Here is a 14,439-nt window from a genome sequence, read left to right as displayed (position 1 = left end):
TAAGATAAAATAATTACAGATGTAATTTAACGGATTACTTAACGGTCTGTAAGTAAAACACGAACGTATTTATCATCTACTCAGTATTTAATAAGTTATTAATTTACAACACGTTACAAAAAGAAGCCCGATCCTAAAGAATCGGGCTGTCAAGTAGCATAAATGCTATAGTAACGTAGTAACGTACCGTTATGAACCGTGTTTCATAATAGGTACAGAAACGGTTACGTTGTCCCAGGCAATGGCAATGCTATTGTTGGATGGCGTAATGGTTAATTTTTCGATAGGTGTTTTGGTCGACGAAACCGGCACTTTGATCATCGCTACGTCGGCACCTTTAATTTTATCGTAATCATACGCTCCCCACTGACCCAGTGTGCTGTTTAGCAAAACGCTCCACTCCTTTTCGCCGGGAATGGTGAAAAGTGTATACGTACCCGCTTTGACCATTTTGTCGCCAAACATTACGTCGCTTTTAAACGTCACTTCGGTCGCTTCGTTAGCACCCGTGCGCCAAACTTTACCGTATTTTTCCAGGCTATTCGACCCTTCGGCACCAAATATAACCCGACCTTTCTTGGCTGGCTGACCATATGCAATTTTGATGTTCTTGTCCGGGCTTTCGACGGTTACTTTCGGACTGGCAGGTGCTTTTTTGTCCTGGGCCTGTACCAGCGACACCATCGCAAGCAAGAAAGTGAATGCACCTAGTAAATTTTTCATGTGTGTAACTACTGTTTTTAAAGATTATTTCTTTGTAAAACGATGCAAGGTACGGTATAGTTTGGGGACCGTATAAACCATATGACAAATGGTGGTATTTTTAGGTCTGTAATTGTATGTAAGCATACCCTTTTCCAAGCGAATGGCAACGACTTATTTCAGCAAACGTAACCTTCAATTTCTTCTGCATGAAGTCTTTAAGGCCGAAGAACTCACAAAGTATGACTACTTCAGTGCCCATGATCGGGAGACGTTCAACCTCGTGCTCGACTCGGCGACGTCCATTGCCGATACGCTTATGCATCCTTATTTGAAGGAAGTTGATAAAAACCAGCCTGAACTTAAAAATGGGCAGGTTACCGTGCATCCGAAAATAAAGGAGTATTTGAAAGCCATGGGCGACGCTGGCCTGATTGGCGCCGGATTCTCGTTTGAGCACGGAGGTCAGCAACTGCCCGAAATGATCAGCTCGTGCGTGGGATTCATTCTGATGGCGGCCAACAACGGCATGATGTACACGGGGCTGACGTCGGGCGCAGCTCATCTTATTACGTCCTTCGGAACGCCCGAACTCAGTGAAGCCTACGTCCCAAACATGCTGGCGGGTACCTGGCAGGGCACAATGGCGCTAACCGAACCGCAAGCTGGTTCATCACTGTCGGACGTAACAACATCGGCGACTCCTCAAGCTGACGGAACATATAAAATCAGAGGACAGAAAGTATTTATATCAGCGGGCGATCACGATGCTGCCGAGAACATCATCCATTTAATGCTCGCCCGGATTGATGGCGCGCCTAAAGGAACAAAAGGTATTTCCCTGTTCGTCGTCCCTAAATATCGCAAAGACGAACAGGGAAATTTTGTCGATAATGACGTAGTATCAACGGGTGTTTATCACAAAATGGGGCAAAAGGGCGTACCGGCCATGCACCTAACGATGGGCTCGAACGACAACACCATCGGTTATCTTGTTGGTGAGCCACATCAGGGACTTCCATATATGTTCCAGATGATGAACGAGGCTCGCATCGGCGTTGGCATGACGGCCACGGCTATTGCCACGGCGGCTTATTATGCAGCCTTAGAGTACGCCCGGGAACGACCTCAAAGTCGCCGGTTGAACGAAAAAAACCACCTGGATGCTCCCCAGACAGCTATCATCAATCACCCCGATGTTCGGCGAATGTTGCTGTTTCAGAAAGCGGTAACGGAGGGGTCATTGTCATTGCTTATCGAGGCCGCCCGTCTCTACGACATTAGTGAGGTGGCCGAAGGTGAGGAAAAAGAAAATGCATTCCTACTGCTCGACATCCTGATGCCCGTGGCCAAATCGTACCCTTCCGAAATGGGCGTCCAATCGGTGAGCCAGAGCGTACAAACCTTTGGCGGCTACGGCTACACCGAGGATTTCCCGGTGGAGCAACTCTACCGCGACATTCGCATTACGCCAATTTATGAAGGGACAACGGGTATGCAGGCACAGGATTTACTGGGTCGCAAAATGACCATGAAAGGGGGGAAGGCCCCTCAATTGCTTTTCGCCGAAATGGTCAAAACCATCGCCGAGGCCAGCACCCACGACGACCTGAAACCCTACGCCGATCAACTGGCCGCCGAACTTAAGCGGACGCAGGAGGTGGTGATGAGTCTCATGCCGCACGCTCAGAAGGGTGATATTGAACGCTATCTCTCAGACGCAACGCTGTTTCTGGAACTCTTCAGCATCGTCGTCATTGCCTGGCAGTGGTTGAAACAGGCGACGGTTGCGAAACAAATCCTGATCACGCAGAATCCGCAGGGTGACGATCTGGCTTTTTATGAGGGTAAAATTCACACGATGAAATTTTACTTCCACTACGAAGTTCCGAAAACGTTGGGCTTAGCCGTGCGGCTCAAAGACCCCGAAGTATTGACGATTGTCTCAGAGAAGGAACTGGCGTTGTAATAGAAGCGCTACGTATTATAAAAAAGGCCGCTCGCTCGAGCGGCCTTTTTGGTTTCAATGAGCAACTAACTCCAGTCGGATAGGATCAGGGGATCGATCCATCAAGTCAGCCAATTGCTTAAGATAGTCTGCACGTAAATGTTGATATTGGCGTACACCAAGCGTGTCACCATCTTGTTTGCACCGCAAAATAGCCTGATTGGTACCATCAATCAGTTTCAGTAAATGATTAACAGCTGTTATATAATTTTGAGTTAATTCCTTGTCTATCATGTCACATTGATAATTAAGAAGCCTTTATCAAATTGACGAAGATCCTCATTGGGTTTTGTCTTAGTGTACCGTTCCAACCATTCATCGTAATATTTTGCAGTGTGTATTTTGTACGATGGGTGAGAGATGGAATAAACTTTTACAATATACTAATCTAGCCCTTCTTTTTCCCACATATCTGACCAAAAATTATCTAACACGGCCATGTGGAAGTCATACAGATCAGCACGTATAAAGCTCACTATATCAATATCTTTCGGATTCAGCTTCTGCGTCACAAAGCCACCATTTATCCATTGAATAAAGTCTTCGCCAAGCTCCTGACGCAGCATTCGGTTGTATTTTATCCACTCGTTGAACAAACGGTTCCGCGTTTCTGATTCAGGAAAAGGCGTTACGAAAACGGCATACAGCTCATCAATAGTTGCCGAAATTCCGTCGGCAGGCGTCAATAAACCTTGTTCGTTGAAAGTAAGCATTATGGTCGAATAGAGCACAAAGCTATGTTTTTTGCTGTTTATCCAGCGGCAACTTCCCAAAAGCCATGTAGAACCCTTACCTTTGCGGCTTCAATCGCCCGCGTTCACTAATGCCGCTGATTGCCCCATCGAGTTATGAGCCGCCCACCCGATTGTGGAATGGCCACCTGCAAACCATTATCCCCTCGCTATTTCGCAAGGTCGAGGTTTCCTACGTCCGCGAACGTATCGAAACCCCCGATGATGATTTCCTGGATTTAGACTGGAGCTATGCTAATGATGAATTAGTAATGAAGAATGATGAATTGGCTGGCGCAGAACCTCATTCATCATTTAAACCACTCGTCATCCTTTCCCACGGCCTTGAAGGTAGTTCAACGAGTCAGTACTTAGTGGGTATGGTGCGACACCTGACCCACAATGGGTTTGATTGCCTGGCCTGGCACTACCGCTCGTGCAGTGGGGAACTGAATCGACAGGAGCGGTTTTATCACATCGGCGAAACCAGCGACCTTCATTTTGTTAGTCAATACACGATCTCGAAAGGGTATCGGACCATTTATCTGATGGGGTTCAGCGCGGGCGGCAATGTAACCCTGAAATATATCGGGGAACAGGGAAAGAACATCAATCCGGCAATAAAAAAGGCGGTCGTCTTTTCGGTTCCGCTCGATCTGATGGGGTCAGCCCGACGGCTCGAACAATGGGACAGCCTGGTCTATAATTATCGCTTCAGTCGAACGCTCAAGCGAAAAGTGATGCAAAAAGCCGCTTTGATGCCATCGGCATTTCCGACCGAAGCTGTTCTTAAATCACGTAGTATCCGTGAATTCGATAATGTATTTACGGCTCCATTGAATGGGTTTCGGGATGTTACGGACTATTATACCCGTAGTAGTTCGTTGCAATTCATACCCTCTATTGCCATTCCAACACTGATCGTCAACGCTAAAAATGACCCGTTTCTATCGCCAGAATGCTTTCCGAGCGAACTGGCGCGGGAACTCCCCAACGTCTGGATGGAGTTTCCCAGAGAGGGCGGCCACTGCGGTTTTCCATCCAGCAAAGGCGGCCTCAATGGCACGTCCTGGTCGGAAGAACGGGCTCTGGCTTTTTTAACAGAATCTAATTCGCTATGATTATAAGCTGCTTTGACGGCGGTTATTTACACTATGCTCACTAAAGCTCCGAGTGTCGGCCAGGCCGAACAGACGTATTACATTATTGATTTCGACAGCACCTTCACGAAAGTGGAAGCCCTGGACGTGCTGGGTGAAATCTCCCTCGTTGGCCGCCCCGACCGCGACGACGTACTGGACCAGATTAAAGCAATTACTGACCGCGGTATGTCGGGCGAAATATCATTTACCGATTCGCTCAATCTCCGCCTGAATCTTTTAAAAGCGCATCGGGATCAATTGCCGGCACTCGTCGACAATTTGATGGGTAAAATCTCCGATTCGTTCCAACGCAACAAGCCGTTTCTGAGTGAGAACGCGGAGCATATTTATATCGTCTCCAATGGCTTTAAGGAATTCATCATTCCTATTGTTACGTCCCTGGGCATCCGGGCTGAAAATGTATTTGCCAATACGTTCGAATTCGACGAAAGCGGTGCTATTGTTGGTTTCGACCCCCAAAACCCGTTATCGGCCAACGGCGGTAAGTCGCAGGTGATTCGGGATTTGAATCTTGACGGCGAAGTGTACGTCATTGGCGACGGGTATACAGATTATGAAATTCGGGCTGCCGGTCTGGCCAATCGGTTTTACGCCTTCACCGAAAACGTGATGCGTCCGAAGGTTGTCGAGAAAGCGGATCACGTAGCCCCCTCACTCGACGAGTTTTTATACCACAACAACTTGAGCCGAAGCCAGTCATACCCCAAAAGCCGGATTAAAGTCTTGTTACTGGAGAACGTACACCCGGTGGCCGTTCAGCTGTTCGAGCAGGAAGGGTTTAACGTCGAAATCCGGAAGGGCGCATTAGACGAAGACGAACTAATCGAAGCCATACGCGACGTATCGATTCTGGGCATCCGCTCGAAAACGAACGTCACGGCCCGTGTGTTGGAACATGCCAACAAACTAATGACCGTAGGCGCGTTTTGCATTGGCACGAACCAGATTGACCTCGATGCCTGCACCGAAAAAGGTATTGCCGTATTCAATGCCCCTTATAGCAACACGCGTTCTGTGGTAGAACTGGCCATTGGCGAGATCATTATGCTGATCCGTAGCATTGTGCCGAAAAGCAATTTGATGCACCAGGGTGGCTGGGATAAATCAGCCAAAAACAGCTTTGAAGTGCGGGGCAAAAAGCTGGGTCTTGTTGGCTACGGTAACATTGGCACACAACTTTCGGTGGTTGCGGAAGCACTGGGTATGGAAGTTTACTTCTATGACGTAGTGGATAAACTCGCGCTTGGCAATGCCCGCAAATGCAAATCACTCGATGAACTACTCGCCATTGCCGACATTATCAGCCTGCACCCCGACGGTCGTAAAGAGAATAAAAATCTGATCAGCTACCGCGAATTTGGTTTGATGAAGACAGGAGTTATTTTCCTGAACCTGTCGCGCGGCCATATTGTTGACATTCCGGCGCTGGTCGACGCCATCGAACGCGGCAAAGTGGCTGGCGCTGGCGTTGATGTGTTTCCACAGGAGCCCAAAACGAACAATGAAGAGTTTGTAAACGCATTACGTGGGCAGCCAAACGTGATTCTGACGCCCCATATCGGAGGAAGCACCGAAGAAGCTCAGGCAAACATCGGCAATTTCGTGCCCGGCAAACTGCTCGAATACATTAACAACGGCAGTACGTATGGTAGTGTCAATTTCCCCGAGTTGCAATTACCCCTGCTGAAGGGTGCCCATCGGTTGCTGCACATTCACGCCAACGTACCGGGTATTCTGGCAAAAATGAACGCTATTTTCGCCAACTACCATATCAACATTCACGGGCAGTATCTGAAAACCAACGAGAAGATTGGGTACGTGATTACCGACGTAGCGAAAGAATATGCCGATGAAGTGGTCGAAGAACTGAAGGGCATTGACAACACGATAAAGTTCAGACTTTTATATTAAAGAGAAAGGGAGGAGGGAGTTTTATAAACACCGATCCTTCCTCCCTTTCTCCCCCTCCTCCCAGGCTCCCTTATGAAAAACACCTATTTCACTCCCGGCCCGGCCGAACTCTACCCAACGTTCTATCAGCATTTGCAAACAGCGATGGATGAGCAGATTGGCTCAATTTCGCACCGAAGCAAGCAGTTCAGGGCTATTTATAAATTCGCTGATGAGCAGCTACGAACGTTGTTATCGATTCCGGACTCACATGGCATTTTCTTCACCGGCTCGGCGTCGGAAGTGTGGGAACGGGTACTATTCAATTGTGTGGAGCACGAGAGTTTTCACCTTGTCAATGGGTCGTTCTCCCAAAAATTTTATGATTATGCAGGGGCACTTCACAAGCACGCACACGTACTGAACAAGCCGTTTGGCGAAGGCTTCGATGCGGCTGAAATCGACGTACCGGACTATGCAGAACTGGTTTGCCTGACGCACAATGAAACCTCATCGGGTGTGCAGATGAAACCAGCGGAGATGCATAAACTAAAACGCAAATACCCCAAAAAGCTGTTTTGCGTGGACATGGTTTCGTCGGCTCCCTACTCTGACCTTGATTTTAGCCTGATCGATTCGGCGTTTTTCTCGGTTCAGAAAGCATTTGGCATGCCAGCCGGTTTAGGCGTCTGGATTTCAAACCAGGCATGCCTGGAGAAAGCCGAATACCTACAAAAAAGCGATTCGATGACCATTGGAGCGCACCATACGCTGCCAACCCTGTGGAAACATTACAAAGACTTCGAGACGCCAGCCACGCCGAACGTATTGTTTATTTATCTGCTCGGCAAAATCGCCGAAGATTTTAATCGGATCGGTATTGATACAATCCGCAAACAGACCGAAGAAAAAGCACGAATGCTGTATAAGTTCCTGGAGACCAGCGATGCTTATGAACCATTTGTGAAACAGGAACGGCATCGCTCACAAACCGTGGTTGTGGCTACGACCGGACAGAAATCGCCAGTTGATGTGATTGCAGTTGCCAAAGCTGCCAATCTGGTTGTTGGCAGCGGGTATGGTAAATTCAAAGAGTCGCAAATTCGGATTGCCAATTTCCCGGCTGTTTCCGCCGATCAGGTCGCAACCCTGATCGAGGCACTCAAAAAATAAACTGGCATTCATAGCTTTATCACAAAAAACGTCTTTTCAATGCATTGAGAAGACGTTTTTTTTAGTCTGTCAGCCTCAATACCTTCCGGCAAACACAAACCTTATTTTAGCTTACTGGTTAATAAGGCATTGTTTCCATGATATTAACTCAACGACAATGAAGAAATCACTTACAATCTTAACGCTGCTAACCTGTCTATCGGCAGTTGGGCTGGCCCAGAATAGATCAGATTCAACAGGCCGTTCCAAACCGATTCTTGATGACAATACGAAGCAGGAAATTCGCCAGAAAGCGAATCAGGCAGGCGAAAAAATAGAAGAAGAAGTTGACAGATCCCGCAGTTATCAGCAGACTCACCAGCTTAGTTGGTTCCAGCCGGGTAATGTCTTCGTTGGCGGTGGACTTGGCTTGGGCGCTACCGATGGAAAGGCCTATATTGGCATCAACACGCGCATCGGTTATTTTTTTCAGCCCGGTTTTACAGCCGGTCTACGCTATGATTTCGACCGGCTTGTGGGAAACAAGTACCATAGTCGGCAGATAGGTGCGTTTGCCAGGTATTATCCCTTCCGCACACGTATCAGCAGCTTTATTGGGGCCAGTTTAAATAGTGGCCGTGAGTTCTCAGAAAACGTCCCCGCCGGTGATAAGTACAAATACACCAGCGTTGGTCTGGAAATTGGTGCAATGGCCTGGATTCTACACCGCCTGGGGGCTGAAATATCGTACGAAAATAGTTTTTATAATAAAATTGACCCAACGGTTAGCCGTGGAAAAGGTGGTCGCATAAAACTGGGCGTCAATTATTATTTTGGCTCCGTCGGGAATCGCGGGCTTAAACTAGCGCGCTAAAATCAGATGAACCAATTTAAAAGGTCCCGAATCACTCCTTATTAATAAGGAGTGATTCGGGACCTTTTGTTTTTATCGTATAAATCGAACAATTAATCCTGTAGGCATCAAACAGCGTAAAGTCGGCAGAGAAATAACCATACCAACTGTCCAATGTGCCGTTAGGTACGTAACTATTTAATAAAACCTTGGGGTGGCTTACCTGACGGCACGCTGGATGACGGCTATATTAATTTCTCTACTGAGGTAACACTGTCAAGCCTCGGCCGGGGCGAAAAACTCGATTATTTTAGGGAAATCAATCAGGCAACACAACTTTCTACCGGACTGGCGTTTCTGCCACGCTACGTCAAGCGTGATTATGTTTATTTTCTTATTTTTTAAAAAAATAATCTTATACTGAAGGTTAACTTTCTATTAAAATCTGCTCATACTAGTAAAGCCACCGTAGACTTATGAGCACACGGCTACCTTCGCAAGAAGCACAACAACTTTGGCAGGAATACCGGTCGGGCGATATGTACGCTCTGGCCAAAATCATGCAGAGTTACTACCCCGATCTTTTCCATTGGGGTATGCGTCTGCATACTGACCGTGAGTTTGTCAAAGACTGTATTCAGGAAGTGTTCATGAATCTCTGGAAGCTCCAGGAATCTATCAATTCGGTTGACAATGTACGCTCCTACCTGCTCGTCGTACTTAAAACGCACATCCTGCGGGAGCTGGCCAATAAGCGCCGTTCGGTTAAATCCACGCTGTCGGACGACTACTCGTTTTCGGTTGAGTTTGCGGCTGATATACGGTTGATTGAAGAAGAGAATGAAGTCTATAAAATTCGCAAGCTGGAGCACGTCATCAATCATTTACCAGATCGTCAGAAAGAACTTATTTATCTCCGCTTTTACCAGAATCTCAGTTTTGAACAGATCGCAACTGTCATGCATCTGGGCCGTCAATCGGTGTATAATCTGCTTCAAAAATCGTTAAACAGTCTTCGTAAGAACTGGACTGTCAATACGATAGCCGTTTTCCTCTGCCTCATTGAGAGGGTATAATTTATGTCTTTGCAGTAACATCAATCAAACGGAACGCAAAAAACAGACATGAAAAATTATAACTCATACAGGGTGGAGGATTTCATTCAGGACGATGATTTTCGGAACTGGGTACAGGGACGTAGTAATCAGGACTCCTTCTGGTTATCTTTTCTTAAACAGTATCCGGAGAAAGTGGAAGCCATGCAACAGGCTGAGCGGTTTATTCGGGCAACCCAGGTTCTGCCAGAACGCATCAGTGATCTGGAGATTCGAAAAGAAGCGAATTTGTTTATTGAACGAGCGAGTGCGTATATACCCAATCGTCAGAATCCTCTGCCCGGTTTTCATCGCAAAAGGAGCCTCTGGGATACACGTCTCTCCTTTCGATGGTGCGCGTCCGTTGCCGCTTTGTTAGCCCTAATCATTGGCATGAATTGGTACGTTTCCCGATCCAAACCGGCGGAACTGACGCCCCAACGGGCACAGTTATCAACCGTTCACTTAGTCGAAACGACGAATGATACGCAACATCCACTTCGGGTGGTTTTAAATGATAGTTCGGAGGTATTACTGAGTCCGCAGAGCCAGCTACGTTACCCCGCCCGATTTACGGGAAACTCGCGAACCGTGTATTTAAAAGGCGAAGCAACGTTTGCGGTAAGGCGTCAGAATCAGCCGTTTATGGTTTATACCGGCGACATGGTAACGAAAGTACTCGGCACTCGGTTTGTCGTTCGGGCCTTCGATCTGGACAAGAAAATCACGGTGCAGGTCGTATCAGGAAAAGTATCTGTGTATAAAGAAAAACCAAAGCAAGCGCCTGGCGATAAAGAAGTTAATGGCTTGATTCTTCATGCGAATCAGGCGGCTATTTTCGAAAAAAGCGACGGTAATTTAACTAAAACGCTGGTAGCCAATCCGACCCTGGTGACGAAAAACGTTAAAGAGGCTCCGTTTGTGTATGATGAAGTCGCCTTACCCGTGATTTTACGCGAGCTGGAGAAAAGCTACGGCATTCCGATTCAGTTTGATGAGCAAAGTTTCGAAACGTGTAAAATCACAGCGACACTTTCCACCGAGTCCTTGTATGAAAAGCTGGATTTACTCTGCAAAGCGGCCCCAGCGACTTATGAAATAACCGACGGCCAAATCGTAATCAGCCGGAAGAGTAGCCAATAAGTATACGGTTAAAAATTACGGTGTACGGTTTTGGCGGTCAGTCACTACAGTGGCCCGTTGCCACGGTTGCCGGATCGCACCGGCAAATGCGATCAGGTGTGGCGACCGCCAAAAACCGTAACCCTAAATCAGAACCTTTACTCTATAAAAACTATGAAAAAACAGTTTTCCGGAAAATTCTGGGTAGAACTCATGCAGTTTTCATTAACGCAGAGTCTAGTCCTGTTTTTACTGATCGGCATATCCCAGGCGCATTCGGGCAACGCGCAGGAATACCTGAAGATGCGCCTGACATTACATGCTGAAAATCAGGAAATCAAAAAGGTATTGACTGACATCGAAAAGGCGACGGGCGTACAGTTTGTATACAGCTCGGAAGTTATAGAGCCAAAACAGAAAATAAGCATTCAGGCGAATAATGCTACGTTGGAAGAAGTACTCATCAAGTATTTCAAACCATTGAAAGTGACCTATGAACTGGTGGGCAGAAAGTTGGTCCTCTCGTCCATTAGACCCGTTTCCAACGAAACCGGATTCGTAAGTCCGGTGGAGAAGTCTGTCGAAGAAGTTGCCCCTAAACGCCTGATTTCAGGCAAAGTAAGCGACGAAAAAGGCAGCGGCTTGCCGGGCGTAAGTGTGCTAGTCAAAGGGTTACAGCGGGGCACAACCACCAACACGGAAGGAAATTTTCAGCTGGAGATTCCGGATGATGGCGCGCCTGTACTGGTTTTTAGTTTCGTCGGCTACGAGGCCAAAGAAGTGGCCGTTGGCAATCAGTCCGTTTTACGCATTTCACTCATCCCAGCCGACAAATCCCTCAATGAAGTCGTGGTAACCGCTTTGGGTATAAAAAAGCAGGCCAAAAGCATTGGCTACGCTACGTCCACCGTTACGTCGGATCAGATTACGGTGAACCGGACGGCCAACTTCATGAACACGTTACAGGGTAAAATTCCCGGCGTTAACATTACATCGCTGGGATCAGGCCCGGCCGGAACCAGTAAAATTCGTATTCGCGGGCAGTCATCGTTTGGTGGCAATAACTCACCCCTGATCGTAGTCAATGGTGTTCCCATCGACAATACAAACTACGGTGCCAGAGGGGACGTATCGGATAAAGGCAGCAATCGCACCTCGGACGGTGGCGACGGGCTGAGCAGCATCAATCCCGACAATATCGAAACCATGACCGTGCTGAAAGGCGCAGCGGCTTCTGCTTTGTACGGGTCTCGGGCGAAGGATGGCGTCATTATGATTACGACAAAAACCCGGGGAACGGGGTCGGGCATCGGCATTGAATACAACACCAATTTCACGACTGATACGCCACTGGACTACACGGACTATCAATATGAATATGGGCAGGGCGAAAACGGCGTTCGGCCAACGGCTCCTTTCCCAACATCGGGCCAGTGGAGTTTTGGCGAGAAGTTTCAGCCCGGCATGACACAGATTTTGTTCGATGGCGTCGAGGTACCTTACGTACCACAACGCCATCAGATAACGAATTACTACCGCACCGGGCAAACCTGGACGAATACCATCAGCCTTTCATCAGGTGGTGAATTTGGCGGTTTCAATTTATCCGTATCCAATCTGGATAACAAGACGATTCTGCCCGGTTCGGGCTATAACCGCAAAACGGTCAACCTGGGGTTCACCCAAACGCTGGCGAAAAAACTGACCCTGTCGGGAAACGTTAACTATTCTAACGAACGGCGGACAAACCCACCGAATATCGCCGAGCAGGATTATAGCCCGGTTGTTTTGTTCAGCATGGCGAATTCCATGCCGCTGGATTTGCTGGAAAAATACGCATCGGATGCGAATGGCAATGAAATTATCTGGTCGCGGTTTACGAACCGAACCAATCCTTATTTTGCCCTAAAACGCTTCGAAAATATTCGCAATGACCGCGTATTTGGCAACCTAACCGCCCGTTACAATTTCACGGACTGGCTATTTTTGCAGGCACGGGTTGGTCAGGATTATTACTCACGCGAGCAGGATTACAACCTCCCCACGGGCAGCCAGCGCCAGCCTGCGGCACCAGCGGGCTTTGTGAATGGACAGTACGTGCAGGATGCCCGGAACGTCCGCGAACTCAACACCGACTTCCTGATTGGCGCCAACAAAACATTTGGTGTTTTTGGCGTAAACGTAAATGCTGGCGGAAACCAGATGTACCGCCGAATCAGCCGCCACAACGTATTTGTGCAGGATTTTTACACCAGAGGGCTCTATACCATCGGAAACGGACGGCAGCGCGACGCGACGTATGAACTGTCTGAACGGCAGGTCAACTCGCTTTATGGATCAGCGGAAGTTTCCTTTAAGGACTTTCTATTCGTAAACGGCACCGTTCGAAACGACTGGTTTTCAACCTTGTCAGCGGCTAACCGCAGTATCTTATACCCATCCGTTACGGCCAGCTTTGTCTTTTCTCAAGCCTTCGCCAGCGCCTTACCCGGCTGGTTGACCTTCGGTAAAATCAGGGCGGCCTATGCCGAAGTAGGCAGTGATACCGATGTTCAGCCCTACGCCAACAACCTCTTCTACGGCATCAATTCACAGCAGTTTCCGTCGCCGAGCGGAACGGCTCAGCCACTAGCCGCCATCAGCGGATCGACCGTTCCCAACGCCAATCTGCGCCCGATGCGGGTTTCCGAAAAAGAAGTCGGGCTGGAACTGAAACTGTTCAATAACCGCGTGGGATTGGATTTAACGTATTACGACAAACTGTCATCAGACCAGATTCTGCGGGCGCAAACCTCCGACGCAGGTGGCTACCTTACTCAGTTGATCAATGTGGGCCAGAGCCAGAACCGGGGCTTTGAAATGCTGTTGACATTCTCGCCTATGAAACGGCCAAATTTCAACTGGGACGTCAATTTCAATGCGGCTTATAACGTAACAAAAGTGCTCGATTTAGGCTCCAGCGTCAGCGATAACATGATCACGGTGGGAACGGGCGATTTCAGCGGAGAACTCCGGCAGGTCGTTGGCCTCCCAATGGGTCAGTTGTTTGGCTTTGGCTACCTGCGTGACGCACAGGGACGGCAGGTTTTCGACGCGGGGAACGGACGCCCTCTGCGCACGGCGACGCAAATTCCCTTCGGCAGCGCCTTGCCGAAATGGGTAGGCGGCATCACCAATAGCTTCACCTACAAAGGCATCAATCTATCGTTCCTGATCGATTTCAAACTGGGTAACAAGATGATTTCCGGGACAAACCACAACGCCTGGCGGCATGGCCTGCACAAAGCAACGCTGGTGGGTCGGGCCGAAAATTTTGTCATAGGCGATGGCGTCAATCCAAACGGTGAAGTCAATAAAACCAAGTCGGGCGTGCAGGCTTTCTACGAAACGGTACGTTCGCAGAACATTGCCGAAGAGTTTGTTTACGATGCAGGACTGTGGCAGTTGCGCCAGATCACGATTGGATACGATTTCACCAAATTTCTGCCGACCTCTGGCACGTTCATCAAGGGCATTCGGTTAAACGCCGTGGCCAACAACGTAGCCGTGATTAAGAAGTGGGTCCCTAATATCCACCCGGAACAGTTTGGCTTTCCCTCCGATAATCTGATCGGTCTGGAAGCCACCGGCTTACCCATAACCCGCAGCATTGGCTTTAATCTGAACGTCAAATTTTAAATAGTAACCGAAAACCCCTAAATCCCCTGAAGGGGACTTTGTTTAA

General features: G+C 48.2%; 11 protein-coding genes. 8 read left to right on the top strand and 3 right to left on the bottom strand.

Annotated features, from left to right (window positions below):
- Positions 1-189: 189 nt before the first annotated feature.
- The gene (locus tag ACYVEA_RS27400; protein WP_461116619.1) at positions 190-723 is read right to left on the bottom strand and encodes a DUF2911 domain-containing protein; all 534 of its coding nucleotides are present in this window, start codon (positions 721-723) and stop codon (positions 190-192) included.
- Between the two features lie 142 nt (positions 724-865).
- On the opposite strand from ACYVEA_RS27400, the gene ACYVEA_RS27395 reads away from it, so the two are divergent.
- The gene (locus ACYVEA_RS27395; protein ID WP_461116618.1) at positions 866-2,671 is read left to right on the top strand and encodes an acyl-CoA dehydrogenase; all 1,806 of its coding nucleotides are present in this window, start codon (positions 866-868) and stop codon (positions 2,669-2,671) included.
- Positions 2,672-2,725: 54 nt separating this feature from the next.
- Here the strand turns inward: ACYVEA_RS27395 and ACYVEA_RS27390 are convergent, their stop codons facing one another.
- Together ACYVEA_RS27390 and ACYVEA_RS27385 are read right to left on the bottom strand one after the other, a co-directional pair.
- Positions 2,726-2,944, bottom strand: coding sequence for a hypothetical protein (locus ACYVEA_RS27390; protein ID WP_461116617.1), 219 nt, complete (start codon positions 2,942-2,944; stop codon positions 2,726-2,728).
- Between the two features lie 149 nt (positions 2,945-3,093).
- Positions 3,094-3,423 carry a DUF6932 family protein gene (locus tag ACYVEA_RS27385; RefSeq protein ID WP_461116616.1) on the bottom strand — a complete coding sequence of 110 codons (330 nt, stop codon included), beginning with the start codon at positions 3,421-3,423 and terminating at the stop codon, positions 3,094-3,096.
- A 110-nt stretch (positions 3,424-3,533) separates the two neighbouring features.
- Between ACYVEA_RS27385 and ACYVEA_RS27380 the strand changes: the two genes are divergently transcribed.
- The 7 genes from ACYVEA_RS27380 to ACYVEA_RS27350 all read left to right on the top strand — a co-directional run bounded on the left by ACYVEA_RS27380 (position 3,534) and on the right by ACYVEA_RS27350 (position 14,393).
- The gene (locus ACYVEA_RS27380) at positions 3,534-4,562 is read left to right on the top strand and encodes a YheT family hydrolase (protein WP_461116615.1); all 1,029 of its coding nucleotides are present in this window, start codon (positions 3,534-3,536) and stop codon (positions 4,560-4,562) included.
- A gap of 33 nt (positions 4,563-4,595) precedes the next feature.
- Complete coding sequence (gene serA / locus ACYVEA_RS27375) at positions 4,596-6,515, top strand: phosphoglycerate dehydrogenase (RefSeq protein WP_461116614.1); 1,920 nt, start codon at positions 4,596-4,598, stop codon at positions 6,513-6,515.
- Between the two features lie 72 nt (positions 6,516-6,587).
- Complete coding sequence (locus ACYVEA_RS27370) at positions 6,588-7,667, top strand: aminotransferase class V-fold PLP-dependent enzyme (RefSeq protein WP_461116613.1); 1,080 nt, start codon at positions 6,588-6,590, stop codon at positions 7,665-7,667.
- Positions 7,668-7,824: 157 nt separating this feature from the next.
- A complete protein-coding gene (locus tag ACYVEA_RS27365) occupies positions 7,825-8,520 on the top strand; it encodes a hypothetical protein (protein WP_461116612.1) in 696 nt (231 codons plus the stop codon).
- A 455-nt stretch (positions 8,521-8,975) separates the two neighbouring features.
- Positions 8,976-9,575, top strand: coding sequence for an RNA polymerase sigma factor (locus ACYVEA_RS27360; RefSeq protein WP_461116611.1), 600 nt, complete (start codon positions 8,976-8,978; stop codon positions 9,573-9,575).
- 48 nt (positions 9,576-9,623) lie between these two features.
- On the top strand, positions 9,624-10,736 hold the full coding sequence (locus tag ACYVEA_RS27355; protein ID WP_461116610.1) for a FecR family protein: 1,113 nt from the start codon (positions 9,624-9,626) through the stop codon (positions 10,734-10,736).
- Positions 10,737-10,889: 153 nt separating this feature from the next.
- Positions 10,890-14,393: a SusC/RagA family TonB-linked outer membrane protein gene (locus ACYVEA_RS27350; protein ID WP_461116609.1), complete on the top strand. Its 3,504-nt coding sequence runs from the start codon at positions 10,890-10,892 to the stop codon at positions 14,391-14,393.
- Positions 14,394-14,439: the final 46 nt, after the last annotated feature.

The organism is Spirosoma jeollabukense (genome assembly GCF_054777855.1).
The sequence above is the reverse complement of the archived record's forward strand: the minus strand, read 5'-3'. Positions and strand labels throughout refer to the sequence as shown.